Genomic DNA, 21,608 nt, shown 5'->3' with positions numbered 1-21,608 from the left:
TTAGTTGGTTACTGATTTTTTTGAGATTCGGTCTGGGGCTTTTCGGTGCCTTGGTGACCGTGTTTGTGCCAATGGCTTTCGCATTGTTGATGGCCTTCAGCATGATGACGATAGCCTCGCCAATGATGATGATGCCCAACGGTAATGCGCAAACTCGCGGCGGTAATGAGCGCGACTGTTACGCCCAAGACCCATTTGGTTCTTCGGTTCATGTTGGTTCCGTAATTTTAGGGGATGTTTAGATTTTGATGGTCGGACGTTGAAACTCGTCCTTCAACCCTTCTTTTCGGTACTGCGCCGTTACGTCTTCATAGGGCGCAAAATGGGTTTGGTATTGTTTCCAATATCGGCGGCGACGCCCCGCAAATAAACGGAAAATCAGCCCTGCAAAAAGAAAAAACAAAAAGGCCTTCAACAATAAAAAGGGAAGAATAAATAAAAATAGCCCACCCAAAAGACCCGCAATAATTACTCTTGAAACTTGTGTTAACATAGCTGTAATTGGTTTAAATGATTCGTTTAAAAGCGTACAAATTGCTGTACATAAAGGATGACGAATGAAATCAAAAATTACTTTAAAGAATGTAGAGAAATTTTTAGTTTTTTTGATTTACCAATTCCCTTTTACATTCTACATTTAGAATTCATCGGTTTTTCGGTTTATTGCTTGCCTCCGCGCCTACTTTTGGCAGCGTTTACGCCATTCTTCTTTCAATTTGGCGCGTTCTTCGTCAGTCATGTTCCGCCATTTTTCTCGCCACGCGCCCCCTCCCTGAAAACGATTTCCTTGGTTCCATCGGTGGTTTCCACCCATGGAGCCGCGTCCAAAATTTCCGAACAAAATACGGCACAAAACGAGCAACCCCACTGCCTGCCAAAAAGAAATGATTCCTACCCCTAGCAGAGGCGGCAAAATTGCATTCCAAAGCCATTTTACAACCCCTCCCAATGCCAGAGCCGCTACCGCTGCAAAAAGGGGGAATAGCCAAAAGCGAGGTCTGTAGTTACGTGGTCTGTTCATATTTTTACTGGTTATCAATCAAATTCATTATTGAGATTCAAAACATTTAGCCACCATCTGTTAAATCCTGATACAGGCTTTCGAGACGTTGGCGCAGGTGTTGTACGGCATAGCGTTTACGAGAAATCAAAGTTTTGATGTTTTCGCCCGTACGGTCCGCAATCTGTTGAAAGGTTTCGTCTTCCAACTCGTTCCAAATAAATACCTGCCGTTGATTTTCGGGCAGTTCGTCGAGGGCGTCAAACAATTGTTGCCAAAAGATTTCCCGCAAATATTCCGTTTCGGGCGTACCGTCGTCGGCGAGTAACAAATCTTTAAAATAGATTTCCCCCTCATCGTCTTCGTAGCCGTAGTCTTCCAGTCGTTCGGGTCGCTGCTTACGGTAGCCGTCTACAATACGGTTGCGGGCCACCCGATACAACCAGCTCCCTACTTGCTCAATGGCTTCCACTTCCGGTTGACTGCTCAACTGATACCATACATCCTGCAAAATATCCTCGGCATCTTCGTCGCTGCTCACGCGCTGACGAATAAAGCCGAACAATTGCTTGCTGTACTTTCTGATGGTCTGTACGATATTTGATTTTTGTGATGCCAAAATCAGGAATAAATGCTTTTCAAGGTAGACGTATCACGGCAAAAATTACTTTATTTGACCCAAATATTTTTTATCATAGCACCCGCAAACAAGCCCCATGAATATTTATTTACGAAAACCTTGTTGAAATCTTAGGGTGTTGTTCTTCGTTAGTATCTTTGTAGTGTACAATTTTTTCTAAACATCAACCTAAATCCCGATGACAGTCACTATTGATTCTTTTCCATGGCTTAAATTTTATCCGCCGGGAATGGCTTACGAAGTTGCTCCTGAAATCTATCCATCCCTTTTGGAAATGATGGAAGAGGGCTTTACCAAATATGCTTCCAAACCTGCGTATGCCTGCATGGGCAAGCAAATTAGCTACGCACAACTTGATAAAATGTCGAATGATTTTGCCGCTTATTTACAACATATCGGATTAAAAAAAGGCGACAGGATTGCCATTCAAATGCCCAACGTTCTTCAATATCCCGTAGCGATGTTTGGGGCGCTGCGGGCGGGGCTTACCATTGTCAACACCAATCCGCTCTATACGCCCCGCGAGATGGAGCATCAATTCAAGGATTCGGGCGCTAAAGCCATTGTTATTTTGGCCAACTTTGCCGATAAACTTGAAAAAGTACTTCCTAGTACCCAAATCCAGCACGTGTTTGTGACCCAAATTGGCGATATGCTGGGCTTCCCCAAAAAGCAGATTGTTAATTTTGTGGTGAAGAACGTCAAAAAAATGGTTCCTGCGTACCACCTTCCTAAGGCGATTTCGTTTATGGATGCCGTGGAACAGGGCGCTTCTATGTCGTACACAAAACCCGCCGTAAATCAATTGGATTTGGCCTTTATTCAGTACACAGGCGGCACAACGGGCGTTTCGAAAGGGGCCATGCTGACCCACCGTAATATCATCTCCAACGTAGAAGCCAACTGCATCTATCTGGGGCCCTTGCTCGAAACGATTCCCGAAGGGCAACCCAACGTTCTGGTGGCGGCGTTGCCTTTGTATCACGTTTATGCTTTGACTTGTAATGCCCTTTCTGCCCTCAAAAACGGTGGCATGAACCTCCTCATTACCAATCCTCGCGACATGGAGGCATTCATAAAGGAGCTAAAAAAATACCAAGTGACGGTTTTTACTGGACTCAATACCCTTTATAACGGGCTGATGAACCACCCTAAATTTGGCGAAATTGATTTTAGCCAGTTGAAAGTTACTTCGGCGGGAGGCATGGCCTTACAAAAGGTGGTGGCTGAGCGTTGGTATAAACTGACCGGCAATCTACCGACCGAAGGCTACGGTCTTTCCGAAACATCTCCCGTTTTGTCGGCCAATCCACTCGACCCCAAGCTGAACCGCATCGGCACCATCGGTATCCCTTTTCCAAGCACCGAAATGCGAATTTTGAGAGAAGACGACACCTGGGCTGACGTTGGTGAATCGGGGGAGATTTGCGCCTTTGGTCCACAGGTAATGCCCGGATACTACAACCGTCCTGACGAAACCGCCAAGGTGATGTTTACTGACCCCATCGATGGTCGTCAGTGGTTCAAGACGGGCGATGTCGGCATTATGGATTCCGACGGTTATTTCAAAATCGTTGACCGTAAGAAAGACATGGTATTGGTTTCGGGCTTTAATGTCTACCCCAACGAAATAGAAGATGTAGTGGCCCAGTGTCCGGGGGTATTGGAAGTAGCCTGCGTAGGCGTGCCCGACGAAAAAACCAGCGAAGCCGTTAAAATATTCGTGGTCAAAAAAGATGAAAGCCTTACCAAAGAGCAAATTATGGCATTTTGCCGCGAAAATCTGACCGCTTACAAGTGCCCCAAACACATTGAATTTAGACAGGAACTCCCCAAAACCAACGTGGGTAAAATCCTCCGCCGCGCCTTACGCGATGAAACCGTAAAATAAGACTTTCGAGCCGCCGATGAGGCGGCTCGACGTTTGTTTTTAACGTCAACAAAAATGCCTTCATTCTTCTCAAAACGCGACCTTCATTTCAATTTATACGAAGTACTCAACGTTGAGCAACTCACGGGTTACGACTATTTTAAGGACCATGACCGACAATCCTTTGATATGGTTCTAGACGCGGCCGAGCAGATTGCCGACAAGATGCTCCGCCCTCTCCTGACCGAGATGGACCGCAAAGAGCCGCAATTGATAGAGGGGACCATTCGCGTACACGAAGGAATGAAAGCAATCACCAAACGTTTTGGCGAAGATGGCTGGATAAATGCCACGTTCAGCTATGATGAAGGTGGTCAGCAGTTGCCCGTTACGGTTCAAAACGCCGCCGCATTTATCTTTCAAGCCGCCAATTATTCTGCCAGTGTGTATCCTTTTCTGACCACGGGAGCAGCCAATTTGATTCGCAGCTTTGGTTCTAAGGCACTCATTGAACGTTATACGCCACTCATGTACAGCGGACGTTGGCAAGGCACCATGGCGCTCACCGAGCCCAACGCGGGCAGTTCTCTTTCCGACATCAGCACCGCTGCTGAGCCTACCAACGAAGAGGGTGTCTATAAAATCACTGGGCAAAAAATCTTTATTTCCTGCGGTGACCACGACGCCTGCGAAAACATTGTGCATCTTTTATTGGCCAAAATCAAAGGTGGGCCTGCTGGTACCAAAGGGATTTCCTTGTTTGTGGTTCCCAAAAAACGAATTACCGAAAATGGGCTTACCAACAACGGGGTAACCACCGCGGGCGTTTATCACAAAATGGGCTACAAGGGAGCGCCCATTGCGCACCTGATGTTTGGCTCTGACGAAACTTGCTTAGGCTACTTGGTGGGGGAGCCCCACAAAGGGCTCAATTATATGTTTCAAATGATGAATGAAGCCCGCGTAGGCGTGGGCATGAACGCCACTGCTATCGGTACTGCCGCCTATTATGCCTCGTTGGCTTACGCCAGAGAGCGCCCGCAGGGCCGCCCCATCACCGCCAAAGACCCAACCCAACCCCAAACCCTTATCATTCACCACGCCGATGTAAAACGAATGTTACTGTTTCAAAAATCGGTGGTAGAAGGTGCACTTTCTCTGTTACTGCAATGCGGATTGTGGGCAGATTTGGCCCATGTAACCGAAGGAGAAGCCAAAGAGCGTGCCGAGTTATTGCTTGATTTATTAACGCCAGTTGCCAAGTCATACCCTTCAGAAATGTGTTGCCAGACTACGAGCGCTGCGGTGCAGATTTTAGGCGGGGCAGGCTATACCACCGACTTTCCAGTAGAACAATATTATCGTGAAGCGCGTATCCATCCCATCCACGAAGGCACGACGGGCATCCACGGCTTGGATTTGTTGGGTCGTAAACTAACCCTCCACGGTGGCAAAGGATTGCAATATCTGACGGAGGAAATAGAGCGAACGATTGCGGAGGCTAAGCAGTCTGCTAAGCCTCAATTACTTGATTTAGCGACAAGGTTGGAAGAGGCTTTGGAGCGTGTTCAAACCGTTACGACCTCGCTCCTGAATCTTGCCAAACAGAATAAAGAATTATTTCTGGCCGATGCCACCCTCTACCTAGATTTTTTTGGAATTGTGACCATTGCTTGGCAGTGGTTAAAGCAGGCTATTCAGGCCCAAAAGGGGTTAACTACAGCTAATTCGGAAGAAAATTGTAATTTTTACCAAGGAAAACTAGCCACCGCAAATTACTTTTTTGATTATGAGCTAGTCAAAACGTCCCCTTTGGCCGCGCGTCTAACGAGTCATGCCAAGGCTACGGTTGAAATGCAGCCCGACTGGTTTTAATAGAACCCAAACAAAAATAAAAAAGCCGTGCAGAATGTCCGCTCGGCTTTTCGACTTTACTCAACGTTATGAAAAACTCTTTTTAGAAAAACTTAATTAGACATAAAAGTCATACTATTTCTGTTTTTCTATTTTTGGTATATTTTGTGTCTCTTTTTAGAGGGAATTAACAATTTCTTAACTCTTAAACAAGTACGCAAAGTTAGCATTTTCATCGAAATGCTATTCTTTATTTTATAAATTCTTATAAAATAAATATTTAAGACTCAATCTGTTACCTTTCAGGAATAAAAGTACAGCATTAATAATTTTCATTCAGCGCTTTTAATAATATAACACATATTTGATAAAATTAGTGTTATTGGTGTAAAAAAAATAAAAAGACAAAATATTCTACTTTGATTTTCCACTTTTAGGCATTATCAATTTTTAATATAAGACATAAAAAAATGACCAAGCGGTATAGCTTGGTCATTCCTACATCAATCTCAATTAATAAAATTAACCCACCAATTCTTCTTCTAGTACCTCTGTAACCGAGGTAAAATCAAGACCAAAAGCGTCAGCAACGGCTTTATAGACCACTTTACCGTTTACTACATTTAAGCCTTTCTTTAAATCTTCGTTTTGAGCACATGCTTTTTGCCATCCTTTGTTGGCCAATTGAATGGCATAAGGCAGGGTAGCATTTGTCAACGCCAAGGTAGAGGTGTAAGGCACCGCTCCTGGCATGTTGGCAACGCAGTAATGCACAATTCCATCTATTTCATAAATCGGATCTTCGTGAGTCGTAGGCTTGCAGGTTTCGATACATCCACCTTGGTCTACGGCTACGTCCACCAATACCGTTCCTTTTTTCATCAATTTCAACATATCGCGTGTAACCAAGTGGGGTGCTTTGGCTCCAGGAATCAGTACGGCTCCCACAATCAAATCGGCACTTTTTACCAAGTCACGGATATTATATTCGTTTGACATCACCGTGTCCACATTGGCGGGAAGAATATCTTCCAAATACCGCAGTCGATTCAGATTAATGTCAACAATGGTTACGTTGGCTCCCAATCCAGCCGCCATTTTGGCCGATTGCGCACCTACGATACCACCGCCAAGCACTAACACATTGGCTGGTTTAACTCCTGCAACACCGCCCAATAAAATACCGCGTCCACCCATGGGTTTTTCGAGGTATTTGGCTCCTTCTTGAATGGCCATCCGTCCCGCTACTTCCGACATAGGTACCAATAAAGGCAACGAACGATCGGCTTTTTCGACGGTTTCGTAGGCCAAACACACCGAGTTACTTTTCAGCATGGCGTGCGTCAGTTCTTCCGATGAAGCAAAGTGAAAGTAGGTAAACAGCAACTGGTTTTCTTTGATAAGGCCATATTCGGAGGCAATAGGCTCTTTTACTTTCACAATCATTTCGGCAATCGCGTATACTTCCTCAATCGTGCCCAAAATCGTGGCACCTACGGCTTCGTACTCACTGTCTTCAAAACCGCTTCCTTGCCCAGCGGTAGCTTGTACATATACTTTATGGCCGTTTTTACGAAATTCTGCTGCTCCTGCGGGCGTTAAGGCCACGCGGTTTTCGTTGTTTTTGATTTCCTTTGGTACGCCGATGATCATAGTAGTAATAGGCTTAATGTTCAGAAATTTATTGCGTTTAAGTCTTGGCTGGAATACGATACAAAATTACGTGAAAGAAAAATATTTCCTGTTATTTAATAATAAATAAGAAAATATTTCTTATTTTTAAAAATAAAAATGATTTATTACTGATTTGTCCTGATTTAAAGGTTACGAAACGAAAAAAATTCGGACAAGCGCTAAAATAAAAAATGTAGCACCTAAAAACGACTGAATCAGATGTACTTAGACGAAACCGACTACCGTATTTTGCAGTTGTTACAAACAAACGCGCAATTGACCATTAAGGAGATAGCCGCCGAAATCAATCTATCCATTACGCCCGTCCACGACCGCATCAAAAAACTTGAACGGGAGGGCGTCATTGAAAAATACGTAACCATTTTGAATAAAAAACGCCTTGGCAAAGGGCTTACGGTCTTTTGTAACGTAACACTTGATAAACAGCAACGGGAGAATTTTCAGGAATTTAGCGAGGCCATGCTTCAAATGCCCGAAGTCGTGGAATGTTGCGTGGTATCGGGTACGTTTGATTATCTCATTAAAATCATCGCTACGGATGTGGAAAGTTATCACACTTTTTATCAGGAAAAACTCGCCACCCTCAAAGCGATTTCGCACATAAGCAGTTTCTTTGTGATGTCGGAAGTAAAAAGTACGACGTCGTTACCAATATAAATCAAGAGTGAGGAGCGGCCGCAGCTGCGGATAGGAGCGAGAATAGTAGTACACATTGCTGTCTTTTCTCCTGACTTCTCACTCCTCATTTCTCACTTCTAACAAAAAATGCTTCTTCAACCTATCAACAATATTGCCGAGATATGCGCCCGCAAAGGCGTTAATAATGTGGTTATTTCACCAGGGTCGAGGAGCGCAGCCCTGACCTTGGCCTTTGCGCGACATCGTGGTATAAAAACAAAAGTCATTCCCGATGAGCGCGTAGCGGGGTTTGTGGGTTTGGGCATGGCTCAATACAGCCACCAAACTGTGGCGCTGGTCTGTACTTCTGGTAGTGCCGCTTACAACTTAGCCCCTGCGGTGGTGGAGGCGTATTTTCAGGAAATTCCGTTGCTGGTTTTCACCGCCGACCGCCCCAAAGAATGGATTCACCAACAAGACGGACAGACCATTTATCAGAACGAGCTGTACGGCAAACACGTCAAAAAATCGTTTGACTTACCTTCAGACTATGCGCATCCCGACGCCAATTGGTACATAGAGCGCGTCTTAAATGAAGCGATTAATTTATCACAAACAGTCCCCAAAGGTCCAGTGCATATCAACGTGCCCATTCGGGAGCCGTTTTATCCCGTGGCAGACGAAAAAATAACGTACGACCGTCACGTAAAGTTGGTCGAGCGACTTGCTACTGAACCAACCCTGAGCACCGAAACTTGGCACCGATTACAAAATGAATTTGAAAATGCCAACCGCGTGCTCATCGCCGTGGGGCAATTACCGCCTGCATCGGCACTGTGGACGGTTTTGAAAGAATTCAGCGAAGAAATGGGGGTGCCCGTATTGGGGGATATTATCTCAAATATCCCTGTTAATGAGGCATTTGTACGGCAACACGATGTATTTCTACGCGGAAAAAATGAAGAATTGTTAACGACTCTCCAACCCGATTTGCTGATTACGGTCGGTGATTCGTTCATTTCTAAAAACTTTAAACTTTTTCTCCGCAATCATGCTCCTGTCCGGCATTGGCACGTAAAATCGACCGAGCAGCTTATTGATACGTTTCAAACGCTCACCATGCAAATTCCCGTGGAGCCGTTGTATTTTTTTCAAAAATTATTGGGAGACCTAGATTATCAGCAGTTTGTGGAAAATGATTCTGATGACGATGGGCGCGGGGCCTTTCGGGAAACATGGCTGCAAGCCGACCGACAGGGAAAACGAAGCGTACACCAATTTTTACGGCAAGAAACTCGTTGGAATGAATTTGCATTGGTAAGCAATGTCTTGGAAAACTTACCCGAAAACAGCGTACTGCACCTTGCCAACAGTATGCCCGTGCGTTATGCCAACCTACTTGGGCTTTCTCGCCCAGCCGAGGTGTTTGCCAACCGAGGCACGAGCGGCATTGATGGCTGCACAAGTACGGCATTGGGCGCGGCATTAATGACCAACAAACCGGTTTTTATCATCACTGGCGACGTGGCTTTCTTCTACGACCGTAACGCGCTTTGGCACCCGCACATTCCCCAAAATCTGCGCGTAGTGTTGTTCAATAACGCAGGGGGGAATATTTTCCGACTCATCGACGGGCCAGCGGCTCAGCCTGAATTGGAGCAGTATTTCGAAACGCGACATTCTACCACCGCCCACCACACCGCCGAAGATGCTGAATTGGGTTATTATTCCTTAAAAGAAGGCGAAGATTTCAGCGCTGTTTGGAATGAATTCATTGCTCCAAACGGCCAAGCCAAATTGCTGGAGATTTTTACTGACCCAGTGCTGAACGGAGAAGTTTTTGAAGCGTATCGACGCATGGGAACTGCTTAGGTTCAGCGTTTAATGGCTTTCAAATAAGATAAAGTCCCAAACAGCGTGGACTGATTTCCTTTGATTTCTACATTTCTAAATCCCTCAATTGCCAGTAATTGGGGGATTTTACCTTTTATATTATCGTTGGTGGTGTAGAAATTGTCAATCACTTGTACTACAAAAAACAGAAACCGCATCAAACCGTTTTCAGCCTTGCCCCAATCAGCAATGTGCAGTTCGCCGTTAGGCTTAAGCACACGGCGTATCTCACGAAAAGCATGATGTTTTTGCTCCGTGGTCAAATGATGAAACACCCAAGCAGACAGTACCTTATCAAAAGAAGCATCGGCAAAAGGAAGCGTTTTTCCGTCAAATTCTTTTAATTGAATCGACGAATTTTTAAGCTTTGCCTTTTTATTTGAAATAGTAAGTATTTGAGGGTCAATATCTAAACCAACAATGGTGCAATCAGGATGTAAGTCTTCTATCAAAAGCGTGAGGGTAGCGGTTCCGCAGCCAAAGTCTAAAATAGCTTGCCCTTTCTTTATGTCTGCCTGTTGAATCAACCGCTTTTTTACCTTTATCTCAGGCATAGTCAGCCAGATAAACCAATCGTAGATGGGCGTCAGAAAATGGTATTTTAGGGCGGGGATGTAGTTGGAAGGCATTGGCAGCGTTGGCGATTCTTACTCCACAATCGGCGTTATTTCAATTATTTTATCTGCATTACCGCCGTTGCTGGTACAAAGATACACTTTCCCATTTGGCGCAATGGCAATGTCGCGCAGGCGGCCGAACTGATTCACCAAATACAGATTGGCAGGACCTTCAATGGTGTTTCCGTCGGCACTTACTTTGAGACTGTACAATGTTTGATTTTTCAGAGAAACCAACAACAAATGGCCTTTCCAGCGCGGATAGGCATCATTGTTATAATAGTCTAGCCCGCAAAATGCCCACGTGCCGCCCGTTCCTGACGAAAAAATGGGTTCAATCACCGAGTTGGCGTTACAAAATGTGATTTCTGAAGGGGTATTACAGAAACCTTCCACGTTGGGCCAGCCATAATTGCCCGCCTGTTGAATGAGGTTGATTTCGTCTTCAATCCCCGCCCCGTGCGACGAGCAGTATAATTTCCCATTGGCATAGACCAATCCCTGCGGATTTCGGTGCCCTTTACTCCACACCAAACTACCCGCAATTGGGTTATCAGCGGGAACGGAGCCGTCTAAGTTCATTCGCAGAATCTTACCATTGAGGTTAGTATCATTCTGAGGTGCACTAAGGTCTTGTGCATCACCCGTGGTGACAAATAATTTCAATTCTGGCGTAATGACCAACCTGCTGCCGTCGTGGGTGGAATTGCCTAAAATATTCTGTACCAATATCAACGGACTGCCCAAGGTAGCAGTGCCGCTGTTGTAGGTAAAACGTACCACTTTTACCCGCATTCCCGAAACGGTATTGTCAATGCTGTAGTTGTACGAAACATACACGTAGGGGTTATTGGCAAAATCGGGATGCAACACCATACCCAATAAACCGCCTTCTCCGTTAGAAAAAACATCCGAAATGGTAATCAAGGTTTGAACGGCGCTCGTTTGCGGATTCACTCGACTGATTTTTCCACCTTTCTCGGTCATCCAAATAAAGTCATCAGGGCCCCAGAGTATTTCCCACGGCAATTGCCGACCCGTCAGTACTTCTCTCGTCTGTAATTCGGTACATTTACCCGTAAACGCTTTAAAAACACCCCCCGATTTTGCTTCAAATCCAGGGTTTAATTGTACGTAGTTCTGCGCCTTAAATTGTACACTTGCGTTGGCTTCAATGTCGCCCGTACCAATGATATAATTATTTGATTCGTAACGGTATCCTATATTTGAGAGATTTGAAGAAACCGACACATTGCTGTTGCAGGGGGAAGTGGTCAGCCCCACCTGCACAAGCACACTGTTGGAGGCGCCGCTTGTCTGCATTCCGCTCGTGCAGGTGGCCGTAAAGCGGGCACTTTGTTTGGGAGAAACGGAAATCGACGCACCTGTTTGTCCAGTAGACCAATTAACCGTTCCCATACAGCCCGTAGCGGTTAAAGTAACGTTGGAACCATAATTAATAAAAGCGCTCGTGGGCGTGACGGAAGGCGGTGTTTGTCCAAATCCATAAAACACAAAAAAGACAGGAACCAAGAAGATGTAAATCGTTTTCATACGCCTGAGTTTTTTTACCCTAAGATACGATTTTAACAGCCGTAAAGTTTTTGGCGTATCAAAGTAAATTCAAGCTGCCGCTTCATTCCTGCCTTTTAATCAAATCAATGACTATAGCGCTAAAAATCAATTTATTAGAAATCCATTGACACATTAATCCTTCCTGCGAACATATACATTGTTGCTGATGGATTCCAGCCGCAAATCTGGCCCGCCGCCGTTGACGGTTCCCTCCAACAAATAGCCAACAATCGGATTCTTTTGTTTTTTGGTTTTGAAGTCAATGTTCAAATCCGTGTATACCTCTCCCGTGATGGTTTTCATGGCAATGTTGGCTCCTTTAGCCTTGGGCCAACTAAAATCCACATAGCCGCTGATGGTTTTGGCAAATACGGGCCCCGAAGCGCCTTTGATGTCGATGTTGCCATTGATGGTTTCCAGCTTCAACTTAGCATTTTTGGGCAGATAGACCTGATAATTGATTTTGCTGCACACATAATGATCGGCCCCGTTGTGTTCGGTCCGCCATTTGTGTTTTTCGCCCGGGCAATCTTCGACATTCCCTTTTTTCAACAGGTCTTTATCAAAGTCTGTTTTGAGTGTGATTTCGTCGGCGGTTGACCCCGATTCTACCGTTAATGCATCATTAAGCCGGCCGCTGTTGATGACAACCGCGATTCGTACCGATACTTCGGCTTTGTCCCAGTACCGTACCTGAATGCTGTCGGCAAATTTGAGGTTGAGATTAACCGTTTGGCTAGTAGAGAACGGAAATTTTTTCTCAATGATTTTTTGGGCAAAAGCTGCGTTTGTTACTAAACTTAGGACAACAAATAAGATTCGTTTCATGGCTGTATGCGTTAAAAGTGAGGTTATTTTTGTTTGCGGAGATAAATGTTACTGCTGATACTCTTCAGTTGAATTTCCACACCGCCGCCGTTGGTGGTGGCCTCAATATTGTGTCCGCCGCCTACTTTAGGGAGGCCATCTTTGGATGCTTTTTGGCCGAGATCAAAATCGGTGTACATTTCTCCCGTGATAGACCGCATGTTTAAATTGGCTTTGGCGTTGGCGGGTAGCGTCACGTCGATTGCACCGCTAATGACGGAGATAGAGGTCGGTTTTTCCTGACTCAGGCTCGAATATACCACTTTGATTTCGCCGTTGGTGCTATTGGCCACGACGGGACCCGTTACATTATTCAATTCAATTTTTCCGTTATTGGTTTTTATTTCCAAATCTCCCTCCACATTATTTATGGTAATATTGGCTCGATTCCAATTGGTTTGCTCATAAAAAATAGCGGCTTTTTTTGGAACCCGTAACGTATATGTAACCTGCTTTCGCGAGGCTTTTTCAATTTTTAATACCGTAGCCTGAGAAGTAACCGCCAGTCCGATGCCCGTGTTATCAACTGCCGTATTGTAGAGTGCCTTTAGTCCTTTGGCTTGTTCGGGAGGAGCTTCAAAACCATTTCCTTTGATGATCACTTCATCGCCATCATATCCTTCAATTTTCAAATCGCCAGCGTCCATTTCTATGCTAATTTTTCGGTCTTTGGCGTTGGCTAGTTTGGCTTTAAATTCCTGGGCAAAGACTCCCCCGAAGCACCCTAAAAGCAGGGCACTCAATAACATGTTTTGTTTCATGGTTTGATTGTGAGTACTAAAGCACTCGTTAGTGGTTATTTGCTAATTCTTGGTAAGACTTTTTTGATTGCGATGTTTAACGACTCTCATTTATTATCAGGACTCTACACTTTCCCCTTTTACCCCTAGACTCTTTTTTTCTTCAATTGGGTTAAGTGGGTAAACCCTTCTTCGGCTTTCATACGCACCACGTCCATCGCTTCTTTATTTTGGGCCAACCGCTGCATTTCTTCCGCTGCACGTTTTTCTTTGATAGCAACCAATATTTCAATCAAAGTCAGCTGCACGTTGGGGTCGGTCTGAATACTGAGCGATTGAATGAATCCTTCACGCACCAAAGGCTCATTTTCAAAGCGCCTCAGTGCCTGACACGCCGCCAGACGCACGTTTACATTATCGTCAAAATTCATGGTGTTGATGAGCATCTGCGTAATGTCTTCGTCGGCATGGTTGAGTTCGGCACTCAAATTGACGGCCTGAATACGTTCGCTGGCGGAGGTATGCTCCCCTTGCTCAAACCGCAGCGCTTTTTTCATGAGTACCACCTCTTTCGGCTCATTATCATCTGGCTGTAAACCAAGATTCGTATAGAGCATTCCTCCCCCAAACCCCACCAGAATCAGCGTAACTCCCGCCGCGATGCGCATTCCCCAAGAAGTCAAACGGCGTACGTTGCCTTGTTCTTTCAGATTTGTAACTATTCGAAAACTTGTTGTTGCCGAGGGCTGCTCCCGACGAGCCTTTTCAAAATACTGGAACTGTCCAGCGTGGGATTGTAAATGTTCCGGAATGTTATTTCCTTGGAAGAATTCCCGCAATTCGCGCTCTTCTTCCAGCGTGGTATCGCCTTCGTAATATTTATCTAATAACTTTTCAATGTCCTGCTTCATAGTTGTTTACTTTTAGGTAACCAGTCCGAACCTCTTTTCTCGCCCTCGCTAAAATCACCCGTATATTATTGACTGTCAGGCCCGTTACCTGTTCAATTTCTTCGAAAGTATACTCCTCTACATCCCGTAAGTGCAGAATCAGTTTTTGGGGTTCGGGCAAAGCATCTATCAGTTGACGCATCAGAGCCGCGCTGTCTGCAAACTCGGTTTGCTGATACGGCGATACACTCTCTTCACCCAACTCATGCAACTCTACCTCGCCCCTTGTGGTTTGGTACGCTTTTGATTTCAGCTTATCTAAACACAGATTTCGGGTCATTTGTACCGCGAAAGCCTCTACACTTTGATAGGATTCCAATTGTTGGCGATTGGTCCAAAGCTTCAACAACACATCCTGCAAAGTATCCTCGGCTTCTTCTCTATTGCGAAGAAATAGCTTGGCCAACCTAAAAAGTCGTCCTTGCGTTGGAAGTACCAATTGTGTAAAGGCTTTTAAGTCCATTTCAAGAGCATAGACGATTGAGTCAGAAAAACATTACAGAAAAAACACAACTTTTTTTGTACTACCGATTTTAGGTACATTTCATTAGCCATTTTCTCTTTGGTAAAAAATATTGCAACAATTTTTCTAAATCGCTGTAACCTTCTTCCAAACCCGAAGTTACCACGTACAAATCACCTGACAAACCATTCTCTAAACACTTGAACGCTCTAACGGACAACGCACTTATGCTCCGGGTCAAAGCTGGAGACATCGACAAGATGGGCCTGCTCTTTGAGCGCTACCATCGCCCGTTGTTTGCTTTTTTGTACCACATGACAGGACAGGCCCACGCTTGCGAAGACTTAGTACAAAATGTGTTTTATAGAATGTTGAAATACCGTCATACATTCAACGGCGAAGGTGAATTCAGAACGTGGATGTATCATTTGGCGCGTAATATCCTGAATGATTCGTTTCGACAAACCGAACGTTGGGGAGGGCATCCTTTCGACATCGCCGACCTGACCGACAAATTGGGCGGGGGAATCTCGGCCGATGAACAACTTGAAAAACAGCAAGAACTGGATGCGCTCCACGAAGCACTTGGCAAATTAAGCCCCGAACACCGTGAAGTGTTGGTACTGAGTCGGTTTCAGGAATTAAAATACGAAGAAATTGCCGCCATCTTGCATACCACCGAAGGCGCCGTCAAAGTACGCGTCCACCGGGCCTTGGGGGAGTTAAAAAAAAATTTCTTAAAGATTGAAAATGGAAGCAAAGCTCATGAACTGTGAACACGCAAAAGAACGGCTAACGGGCTGGCTAAATCACCAACTCTCAGAAACCGAACAAAAAGAAATAGATCGACATTTGGCGGGTTGTGCTGATTGCCAGCAAGAATTTGAAGCCGACCGTCAATTGTGGAAACTACTGGGAAAAGTAGCTGCCACGCCCGAACCGAGCGGAGCCATGCGCGAGGGGTTTTATGCGATGCTGGATACCTACCAAAAGACAGAAGCTACTAAAAACCGTAACACATGGCAGGATTTTGTTCAAAAATTCCAACAATTCTGGACGCCCCAACTGGCTCTTCGCGTGGCTTACAGCGCGTGTTTGTTGAGTATAGGGTTATTTGTGGGCTATTGGCTCAACCGGCCGCAGGAAGTAAAAATGGAGGCGCTCACTGCTGAAGTCCAAGAAATGCGACAAATGATGATGCTTTCAATGATTGATAACCCTTCGGCAACCGAGCGACTCAAAGCCGTGAGTTATACCAAGGAAATCAACGAAGTGGACGACAAAGTTCTAAAAGCCCTGTTTACGACCCTCAACAATGACCCAAATGTCAATGTGCGTTTGGTGACGTTGGATGCCCTAGCCGAATTGGCCCACGACCCACAGGTTCGGGAAGGTTTGGTGCTTTCGCTGTCGCAACAGGAATCACCATTGGTACAAGTGGCTTTGGCCGATGTGATGGTGAAATTACAAGAAAAACGCTCTATCAAAGCGTTCCGACAAATGCTGCGCCGCGATGATTTGAATGACCTCGTCAAAACCAAAATTCAGCAGACCATCAAAGATTTATCGTAGAAACCAATCATCCATTTTAATAGCTATGAAACGTTCCCTTATCCCCTTTTTAGCGGGGGTGGTGCTGTCTTGTACCCAAGCCCCCGCCCAAACGCAGGAATTCAAAGAGCAGATTGTCAAAGAATATGCGCTCAAAAAAAATGCAGCAAGCAGTACGCTGGCCATTTACAACATCAACGGCTCCATCAATGTGGAAGGCTATGCGGGTGATAAAATAGTGTTGGAGGTAGCCAAAACGATTTCGGGTAAAACCAAAGAAATACTAGACCAAGGCAAAGAAGAATTTAAGCTGATGTTTGAGCAAAATGAGGACAGCGTCATTGTCTACATTCTTGAACCTTATGATTCTCGCCCCAATCGCAACAACTGGAAAAACCGAAACGATAATCGCCGCATTGAGTATAAATACGACTTGGATTTCACAGTTAAAGTGCCATTTGCCATGAATTTGCACGTTTCGACCGTCAACGGCGGCGATTTATCGGTCAAGGATGTGACAGGCACACTGCATGTGTACAACGTAAACGGAGCTATTGCACTAATCAACGCCAAAGGTGCCACCGAAGTACGAACCGTTAACGGGAATGTAGAAGCTAATTACACCAGCATTCCTCCCGGAAAATCGGATTACAAAACCCTCAACGGCGACATCAAAATCAGCTACCCAGCCAATCTTTCGGCTGACTGCGAATTCAAAAGTTTCAGAGGAGAATTCTACACCGATTTTCCCGATGTTGAATCACTTCCCGTCAAAGTCATCAAAAACCAAGAATCCAAAGGCGACAAAAGCACTACCTACAAACTCAACACCGAGACCTCCATCAGAATCGGTAACGGAGGTAAAACCTTCAGATTTGAAACATTTAACGGAAACATATACATTAAAAAGCAATCCTAACAAGATGAAAACCACCCACATAAGTATCGCAGTTTTAGCCCTGACAATTACTTGCACTACCCCATTGGTTGCCCAAAACGAGGCTAAAAATGAAATCAAAGAACAACTGGTCGTTCCTTTGAGCGACCCAAACAAGGCTGGTTCTTTACAGGTAAGATTAATCAATGGCTCTATTCATGTGATAGGCTACGCTGGCAAAGAGGTCGTTATTGACGCCGTTGCAGAAGCCTACAGCGGCAAAAAAACTGAGCACAAAAACGACGAACTCGCCGCAGGAATGAAAAAAATCTCGACCAATGGCGGTATTGATATTACGGCCGAAGAGCGTAACAATGTCATCAAAGTAACGTCGCAATTCATGAAGCGCCCCATGAATCTCACCATTAAAGTACCACAGCAGTTTGGCCTGAAAGTAAGTACAGTCAACAACGGCGACATTTTGATAGAAAACGTGAGCGGCGAATTGGAAATCAGCAACGTAAATGGTGCCATCAAGCTCGCAAATGTGTCGGGCTCGGCCGTGGCTACCACCGTAAACGGCGGCGTAAAAGCGACCTTCAAAAGTATCAACGCCGAATCGCCGATGGCGTTTACATCCCTCAATGGCAGCGTTGACGTTACGTTTCCGCCTTCGGCGAAGTTTGACGTAAAACTCAAATCTGATCGGGGCGAAATTTACAGTGACTTTGACGTAGACGTGGACAAAACCCAACCCAAAGCCAATCGGGTAAGCAAAGACGGTATGTACAAAGTCAGTGTTGACGACTGGATTCAGGGAAAGGTCAACGGCGGAGGTAGTGAAATAATGATGAAAAACATGCACGGCAACATTTACATCCGCAAAGCAAAGTAAATTCGTTCACATGGTAACGTCGGCGAGGACTGCGCCGCATGGGCGGACCGGTCTGCGGCTCAAAACCTCGCCGATGTTTTATCGACTGACGGTGGATGCCAATCCTAAAGTGATTTTAAGAAGAAGTGTAACTTTAAATTCCTTCTTTCTGCAAAATTTCCGTCGCTTCTGTGTCTTCGTATTGCTTGATAACCTTCTTTAAATCAGCCAATAACTGTTTTTGAATGGTTTTGTAGGCGGGATTTTCGTATTGGTTTTTCAGTTCATCGGGGTCGGTTTTTAGGTCGTAGAGTTCCCAATAGTCACCGTCTTTGTAGAAACGAATCAGCTTGTAGCGGTCGGTGCGGATGCCGAAGTGTGCTTGCACACTGTGTTCGGCGGGATACTCGTAATAGTGGTAATACGTTGATTTTCGGGGTGTTTTGCTGAAAAAGGATTGTCCCTGCATGTCTGCGGGGACTTTGAGTCCAGCTTCCTGCAAAATCGTGGGCGCAAAATCGGTATTGTTGTGAATGGCTCGGTCGATGGTTCCCGGTTTGATGCGCTTCGGGTAACGTATCAGCATCGGCATGTGGTGGGATTCTTCGTACATAAAACGCTTGTCAAACCAACCGTGCTCGCCCAGATAAAATCCTTGGTCGGAAGAATAAATCACGATGGTATTTTCGGCCAAACCCGTTTTATCCAGATAATCCAACACCCGACCTACGTTGCGGTCAAGAGAGCGGAGTGTGCCCAGATAATCCTGCATATAACGTTGGTATTTCCATTCGTCGAGGGCGCGGCCCGTTAAGTTTTGTTTCTTAAAGTCGGCCGTCACTTGGTCATAATACGCCAACCACGCCTTGCGCTGGGCGGGATTCATACGCTTTACAAACTCATCATTTTCAGCGCCCACTTTCAAATCTTCTTTCAGGCGCATGGTTTTGGTCACGGTCATGTCTTGGCGTTTGGCAGCAATCCGACCTTCGTAGTTATCATAAAATGTTTTGGGCAATTGAAATTTAACATTGTCAAACGCCCGCAAATCACCCGTATCGGGTAACCAATTACGGTGCGGACATTTGTGGCCGATGACCAAACAAAACGGCTTTGAATCATCGCGGTCGCTGCTTAGCCATTTCAGCGCTTTATTGGTGATAACGTCGGTGGCGTACCCTTCGTGTCTAACGGTTTTGCTGCCCATTTCATTAAAGTCGGGATTGTAATACGCCCCTTGGCCTGGCACCACCGACCAATAATCAAAATACTGCGGTGTGGCCTGTAAATGCCATTTGCCAATCCAACTCGTTTGATAGCCAGCCGCTTGTAGGTATTTGGGGTACATATTCTGACCCGCATTAAACTGGGTAGAGTTGTCTCTGTGGCCATTTTTGTGGCTAAATTTACCCGTCAGCAGCGTGGCACGGCTCGGCGCGCAAAGCGAATTGGTGCAAAACATATTTTGGTACAAAGCACCTTCCTTGGCCAATCGGTCAATGTTGGGCGTTTTGATATATGGACTGCCGTAAGCACTGATGCCTTGCAGGGCGTGGTCGTCCGAAAACAGGATGAGGATGTTGGGGCGCTTGTCTTTGGGCTTGAACGACAATAGGCCAGCACCCAACAGGCACATAAAGAGAAAGAGAGGAAGGATGGTCTTTTTCATATCATAAAGAACAATAAAAGAATATTTACCACAAAGGGCTCAAAGAATGGCGCAAAGGTCACGAAGCGGTTTTGAGCCAACGTCGGCGAGGGCTAGGCGCCCCCGTTCTAAACCTCGCCGACGTTATTTTTCCAGCCATTCATAGCTGAATTGAGCATAAACGATCTGCGTATAATCATTTTTTTCGTACAACACTCCAAGTACATTGTTTTGCTGCACCACCAAATCTGAATATGCCGATGGGTCTGAGTATGCCTTGGCGGCGCCGTAAATTTCTTTACCGGCCGACCAGCTTTTTCCGTCGTCATAGCTGACGCGAACGGTCAGTTTATCGCGTTGGGTTTGGCTGTTGTTGTTGGAAAAAAGCAACACTTTTTGTCCTTTTTTGGGTTGAAAATCAATCATGCTTCCTTGGCAAACAGGGTCGGGGAGGTCGGTCATGATTTTCACTTCGTCCCAAGTTTCGCCCGCGTTTTTGGTAAAGGCTTGAATTCGGTACTTGGCGTCGCCCGATTGATTGCGGCAATTGAAAACCAAACTGCCGTCCGAAGTTTCGGCGGCGATGGCCTCGTTACTGCTGGCGTAGGCCACGTTGGGCGAAAGTTTGAAGGTTTTGCCGTGGTCATCGCTGTAAAAAGCGTGGGCCACATAATCCCGGGACTCCTTTTGGGGTGGTCCTGCCGAGTGATTGGCGGGAATAAAAAGTCGGCCTTTGTACTTTCCTTTTTGAATTTGCAGACCGTGGCCCGGGGTATTGGCGTATGAGCGCCAGTCTTCTTTGAAATTGTAGGCGGGATTTACGCTGGGTTTATTGGGTTTGGAAACCTGCGTGGTGATATTGACTGGCTCCGACCAAGTTTGTCCGTCGTCGGTGCTGGTCTTATACCACACTTCCCGAATGGCTTTTCCTTCGCGGACTTCCTGCTCGTGGGCGATGCCCGTGTTGTAAAACAAAAACAACCGACCTTTGGGAAACCGCTTATCTGTCAAGTCAAAAACGGGGGCTTGGTTGCCTGCTTGGTCGTTGCCGTTATCGGCCACGACTTGCAAGTTTCCCCACGTCGCGCCGTTGTCGGTGCTGCGTTTCATCACGATTTCCACATCGCCAAAATCCCCGCAATTGTTGCGGCGCGCTTCGGCAAAAGCCAGTAAGTGGCCGTTGGGGGCTTTGACAATCGCGGGAATACGGTAACATTTATAGCCGTTTTGCCCGTTTTGGAAAACCACAGTTTCTTTTGGCGGTTGGGCATTTCCCAAAAATGGAATCAATAAAAGTAAAAATAGACGTAAATGCATCTTTGCGATTGATTAGGCGGTGTTTGGTTGGGCCTTGAAAAGCGTTTGTGTTTTATTTAAAGAAGAGAATGCCTGTAAAGTACTACCAGAGGTGTGTAAATCTGGGAGAATTTTGTCGAAAATGCGCAAAAAATAAAAAATTTGCCTAGGTGATGGCCCCAAATCGTGTTGATGCTCTGGAGAGGAGGGGAGTACAGGCGGTAAGCTTAAAAATAGAAAATCGGAGAACGGACGTGTGCCATTCTCCGATTTTTACTTCCTGAACAATATTATACTTCTACTGCTTCAAACCCTGCCTTCTGAATGGCGCTTTCGATGAGTTCGCAGGTTAAATCTTCGCCCGATACGGTCAGAATTTTTTCGGGATTGTTGGTGTCAACTTTCCACGTCTCTACGTTTTCGAGTTGATTCAAGAAAGGAGTTACTTTTGCTACGCAGCCTCCGCAATTGATATTGGTTTTGAATTTTAACGTTTCCATGATTTGAATAATTGATGATTTTTGATTATTATGGATATAAGAGTTAAGAAATAAGAGGATTGTTTTTTTGGTACTTCTGG

The 21,608-nt window shown here is 45.5% G+C and carries 22 protein-coding genes; 8 read left to right on the top strand and 14 right to left on the bottom strand.

The genetic code is table 11. From position 1 onward, the window contains the following. Positions 1 to 8: 8 nt before the first annotated feature. The 4 genes from DVG78_RS29910 to DVG78_RS16720 form a co-directional block, all read right to left on the bottom strand. Positions 9 to 212, bottom strand: coding sequence for a hypothetical protein (locus DVG78_RS29910; protein WP_147277100.1), 204 nt, complete (start codon positions 210 to 212; stop codon positions 9 to 11). A 26-nt stretch (positions 213 to 238) separates the two neighbouring features. Then, positions 239 to 493: a hypothetical protein gene (locus DVG78_RS16730; RefSeq protein WP_114462198.1), complete on the bottom strand. Its 255-nt coding sequence runs from the start codon at positions 491 to 493 to the stop codon at positions 239 to 241. A 186-nt stretch (positions 494 to 679) separates the two neighbouring features. Further along, on the bottom strand, positions 680 to 1,021 hold the full coding sequence (locus DVG78_RS16725; RefSeq protein ID WP_114462197.1) for a hypothetical protein: 342 nt from the start codon (positions 1,019 to 1,021) through the stop codon (positions 680 to 682). A 46-nt stretch (positions 1,022 to 1,067) separates the two neighbouring features. Continuing rightward, the gene (locus DVG78_RS16720; protein ID WP_114462196.1) at positions 1,068 to 1,619 is read right to left on the bottom strand and encodes an RNA polymerase sigma factor; all 552 of its coding nucleotides are present in this window, start codon (positions 1,617 to 1,619) and stop codon (positions 1,068 to 1,070) included. Positions 1,620 to 1,818: 199 nt separating this feature from the next. On the opposite strand from DVG78_RS16720, the gene DVG78_RS16715 reads away from it, so the two are divergent. After that, positions 1,819 to 3,531, top strand: a complete 1,713-nt coding sequence (locus DVG78_RS16715; protein WP_114462195.1) for an AMP-binding protein — start codon at positions 1,819 to 1,821, stop codon at positions 3,529 to 3,531. A 54-nt stretch (positions 3,532 to 3,585) separates the two neighbouring features. Further along, positions 3,586 to 5,385 carry an acyl-CoA dehydrogenase gene (locus DVG78_RS16710; RefSeq protein WP_114462194.1) on the top strand — a complete coding sequence of 600 codons (1,800 nt, stop codon included), beginning with the start codon at positions 3,586 to 3,588 and terminating at the stop codon, positions 5,383 to 5,385. Between the two features lie 501 nt (positions 5,386 to 5,886). Here DVG78_RS16710 and ald read toward each other — a convergent pair. After that, entirely contained in the window at positions 5,887 to 7,017 is a 1,131-nt protein-coding gene (ald, locus tag DVG78_RS16705) for an alanine dehydrogenase (RefSeq protein WP_114462193.1), read from the bottom strand. Positions 7,018 to 7,257: 240 nt separating this feature from the next. On the opposite strand from ald, the gene DVG78_RS16700 reads away from it, so the two are divergent. Further along, entirely contained in the window at positions 7,258 to 7,716 is a 459-nt protein-coding gene (locus DVG78_RS16700; RefSeq protein ID WP_114462192.1) for an Lrp/AsnC family transcriptional regulator, read from the top strand. Between the two features lie 108 nt (positions 7,717 to 7,824). After that, positions 7,825 to 9,549: a 2-succinyl-5-enolpyruvyl-6-hydroxy-3-cyclohexene-1-carboxylic-acid synthase gene (menD, locus tag DVG78_RS16695; RefSeq protein ID WP_114462191.1), complete on the top strand. Its 1,725-nt coding sequence runs from the start codon at positions 7,825 to 7,827 to the stop codon at positions 9,547 to 9,549. 2 nt (positions 9,550 to 9,551) lie between these two features. On the opposite strand, the gene DVG78_RS16690 is transcribed toward menD, so the two are convergent. The 6 genes from DVG78_RS16690 to DVG78_RS16665 all read right to left on the bottom strand — a co-directional run bounded on the left by DVG78_RS16690 (position 9,552) and on the right by DVG78_RS16665 (position 14,782). Then, positions 9,552 to 10,199: a class I SAM-dependent methyltransferase gene (locus DVG78_RS16690; RefSeq protein ID WP_114462190.1), complete on the bottom strand. Its 648-nt coding sequence runs from the start codon at positions 10,197 to 10,199 to the stop codon at positions 9,552 to 9,554. 18 nt (positions 10,200 to 10,217) lie between these two features. After that, the gene (locus DVG78_RS16685) at positions 10,218 to 11,741 is read right to left on the bottom strand and encodes a PQQ-dependent sugar dehydrogenase (protein WP_114462189.1); all 1,524 of its coding nucleotides are present in this window, start codon (positions 11,739 to 11,741) and stop codon (positions 10,218 to 10,220) included. 153 nt (positions 11,742 to 11,894) lie between these two features. Beyond that, positions 11,895 to 12,590 (bottom strand): DUF4097 family beta strand repeat-containing protein, encoded by a 696-nt coding sequence (locus DVG78_RS16680; protein ID WP_114462188.1) that lies wholly within the window; start codon positions 12,588 to 12,590, stop codon positions 11,895 to 11,897. Between the two features lie 23 nt (positions 12,591 to 12,613). Next, positions 12,614 to 13,390 (bottom strand): DUF4097 family beta strand repeat-containing protein, encoded by a 777-nt coding sequence (locus tag DVG78_RS16675; RefSeq protein WP_114462187.1) that lies wholly within the window; start codon positions 13,388 to 13,390, stop codon positions 12,614 to 12,616. A gap of 125 nt (positions 13,391 to 13,515) precedes the next feature. Then, complete coding sequence (locus tag DVG78_RS16670) at positions 13,516 to 14,280, bottom strand: HEAT repeat domain-containing protein (protein ID WP_114462186.1); 765 nt, start codon at positions 14,278 to 14,280, stop codon at positions 13,516 to 13,518. Beyond that, entirely contained in the window at positions 14,264 to 14,782 is a 519-nt protein-coding gene (locus DVG78_RS16665; protein ID WP_114462185.1) for a GFO_1088 family ECF-type sigma factor, read from the bottom strand. Before DVG78_RS16665 ends, DVG78_RS16670 begins: the two co-directional genes overlap by 17 nt. A 227-nt stretch (positions 14,783 to 15,009) precedes the next feature. Here DVG78_RS16665 and DVG78_RS16660 point away from each other — a divergent pair, with 227 nt between their 5' ends. The 4 genes from DVG78_RS16660 to DVG78_RS16645 are packed head-to-tail and all read left to right on the top strand — an operon-like array spanning position 15,010 to position 18,105. After that, a complete protein-coding gene (locus DVG78_RS16660; protein ID WP_114462184.1) occupies positions 15,010 to 15,558 on the top strand; it encodes an RNA polymerase sigma factor in 549 nt (182 codons plus the stop codon). Next, a complete protein-coding gene (locus tag DVG78_RS16655) occupies positions 15,533 to 16,354 on the top strand; it encodes a zf-HC2 domain-containing protein (protein ID WP_114462183.1) in 822 nt (273 codons plus the stop codon). Before DVG78_RS16660 ends, DVG78_RS16655 begins: the two co-directional genes overlap by 26 nt. A 25-nt stretch (positions 16,355 to 16,379) precedes the next feature. Continuing rightward, positions 16,380 to 17,252, top strand: a complete 873-nt coding sequence (locus DVG78_RS16650; RefSeq protein WP_114462182.1) for a DUF4097 family beta strand repeat-containing protein — start codon at positions 16,380 to 16,382, stop codon at positions 17,250 to 17,252. Positions 17,253 to 17,256: 4 nt separating this feature from the next. Next, the gene (locus DVG78_RS16645; RefSeq protein ID WP_114462181.1) at positions 17,257 to 18,105 is read left to right on the top strand and encodes a DUF4097 family beta strand repeat-containing protein; all 849 of its coding nucleotides are present in this window, start codon (positions 17,257 to 17,259) and stop codon (positions 18,103 to 18,105) included. Positions 18,106 to 18,238: 133 nt separating this feature from the next. On the opposite strand, the gene DVG78_RS16640 is transcribed toward DVG78_RS16645, so the two are convergent. The 3 genes from DVG78_RS16640 to DVG78_RS16630 all read right to left on the bottom strand — a co-directional run bounded on the left by DVG78_RS16640 (position 18,239) and on the right by DVG78_RS16630 (position 21,528). Then, on the bottom strand, positions 18,239 to 19,753 hold the full coding sequence (locus DVG78_RS16640; protein ID WP_114462180.1) for a sulfatase family protein: 1,515 nt from the start codon (positions 19,751 to 19,753) through the stop codon (positions 18,239 to 18,241). 123 nt (positions 19,754 to 19,876) lie between these two features. Beyond that, on the bottom strand, positions 19,877 to 21,049 hold the full coding sequence (locus DVG78_RS16635) for a sialidase family protein (protein WP_229598249.1): 1,173 nt from the start codon (positions 21,047 to 21,049) through the stop codon (positions 19,877 to 19,879). Positions 21,050 to 21,318: 269 nt separating this feature from the next. Further along, a complete protein-coding gene (locus DVG78_RS16630; protein WP_114462178.1) occupies positions 21,319 to 21,528 on the bottom strand; it encodes a heavy-metal-associated domain-containing protein in 210 nt (69 codons plus the stop codon). Between the last annotated feature and the right edge of the window lie 80 nt (positions 21,529 to 21,608).

Source organism: Runella aurantiaca, assembly GCF_003339505.1.
Taxonomy (GTDB): Bacteria; Bacteroidota; Bacteroidia; order Cytophagales; family Spirosomataceae; genus Runella; species Runella aurantiaca.
The sequence above is the reverse complement of the archived record's forward strand: the minus strand, read 5'-3'. Positions and strand labels throughout refer to the sequence as shown.

Excerpts from the sequence above, each read along its gene's own strand:
- DVG78_RS29910 (WP_147277100.1), bottom strand. The coding sequence starts at position 212 with ATGAACCGAAGAACCAAATGGGTCTTGGGCGTAACAGTCGCGCTCATT.
- DVG78_RS16730 (WP_114462198.1), bottom strand. The coding sequence starts at position 493 with ATGTTAACACAAGTTTCAAGAGTAATTATTGCGGGTCTTTTGGGTGGG.
- DVG78_RS16725 (WP_114462197.1), bottom strand. The coding sequence starts at position 1,021 with ATGAACAGACCACGTAACTACAGACCTCGCTTTTGGCTATTCCCCCTT.
- DVG78_RS16715 (WP_114462195.1), top strand. The coding sequence starts at position 1,819 with ATGACAGTCACTATTGATTCTTTTCCATGGCTTAAATTTTATCCGCCG.
- DVG78_RS16710 (WP_114462194.1), top strand. The coding sequence starts at position 3,586 with ATGCCTTCATTCTTCTCAAAACGCGACCTTCATTTCAATTTATACGAA.
- ald (WP_114462193.1), bottom strand. The coding sequence starts at position 7,017 with ATGATCATCGGCGTACCAAAGGAAATCAAAAACAACGAAAACCGCGTG.
- DVG78_RS16700 (WP_114462192.1), top strand. The coding sequence starts at position 7,258 with ATGTACTTAGACGAAACCGACTACCGTATTTTGCAGTTGTTACAAACA.
- menD (WP_114462191.1), top strand. The coding sequence starts at position 7,825 with ATGCTTCTTCAACCTATCAACAATATTGCCGAGATATGCGCCCGCAAA.
- DVG78_RS16690 (WP_114462190.1), bottom strand. The coding sequence starts at position 10,199 with ATGCCTTCCAACTACATCCCCGCCCTAAAATACCATTTTCTGACGCCC.
- DVG78_RS16685 (WP_114462189.1), bottom strand. The coding sequence starts at position 11,741 with ATGAAAACGATTTACATCTTCTTGGTTCCTGTCTTTTTTGTGTTTTAT.
- DVG78_RS16680 (WP_114462188.1), bottom strand. The coding sequence starts at position 12,590 with ATGAAACGAATCTTATTTGTTGTCCTAAGTTTAGTAACAAACGCAGCT.
- DVG78_RS16675 (WP_114462187.1), bottom strand. The coding sequence starts at position 13,390 with ATGAAACAAAACATGTTATTGAGTGCCCTGCTTTTAGGGTGCTTCGGG.
- DVG78_RS16670 (WP_114462186.1), bottom strand. The coding sequence starts at position 14,280 with ATGAAGCAGGACATTGAAAAGTTATTAGATAAATATTACGAAGGCGAT.
- DVG78_RS16665 (WP_114462185.1), bottom strand. The coding sequence starts at position 14,782 with ATGGACTTAAAAGCCTTTACACAATTGGTACTTCCAACGCAAGGACGA.
- DVG78_RS16660 (WP_114462184.1), top strand. The coding sequence starts at position 15,010 with ATGCTCCGGGTCAAAGCTGGAGACATCGACAAGATGGGCCTGCTCTTT.
- DVG78_RS16655 (WP_114462183.1), top strand. The coding sequence starts at position 15,533 with ATGGAAGCAAAGCTCATGAACTGTGAACACGCAAAAGAACGGCTAACG.
- DVG78_RS16650 (WP_114462182.1), top strand. The coding sequence starts at position 16,380 with ATGAAACGTTCCCTTATCCCCTTTTTAGCGGGGGTGGTGCTGTCTTGT.
- DVG78_RS16645 (WP_114462181.1), top strand. The coding sequence starts at position 17,257 with ATGAAAACCACCCACATAAGTATCGCAGTTTTAGCCCTGACAATTACT.
- DVG78_RS16640 (WP_114462180.1), bottom strand. The coding sequence starts at position 19,753 with ATGAAAAAGACCATCCTTCCTCTCTTTCTCTTTATGTGCCTGTTGGGT.
- DVG78_RS16635 (WP_229598249.1), bottom strand. The coding sequence starts at position 21,049 with ATGCATTTACGTCTATTTTTACTTTTATTGATTCCATTTTTGGGAAAT.
- DVG78_RS16630 (WP_114462178.1), bottom strand. The coding sequence starts at position 21,528 with ATGGAAACGTTAAAATTCAAAACCAATATCAATTGCGGAGGCTGCGTA.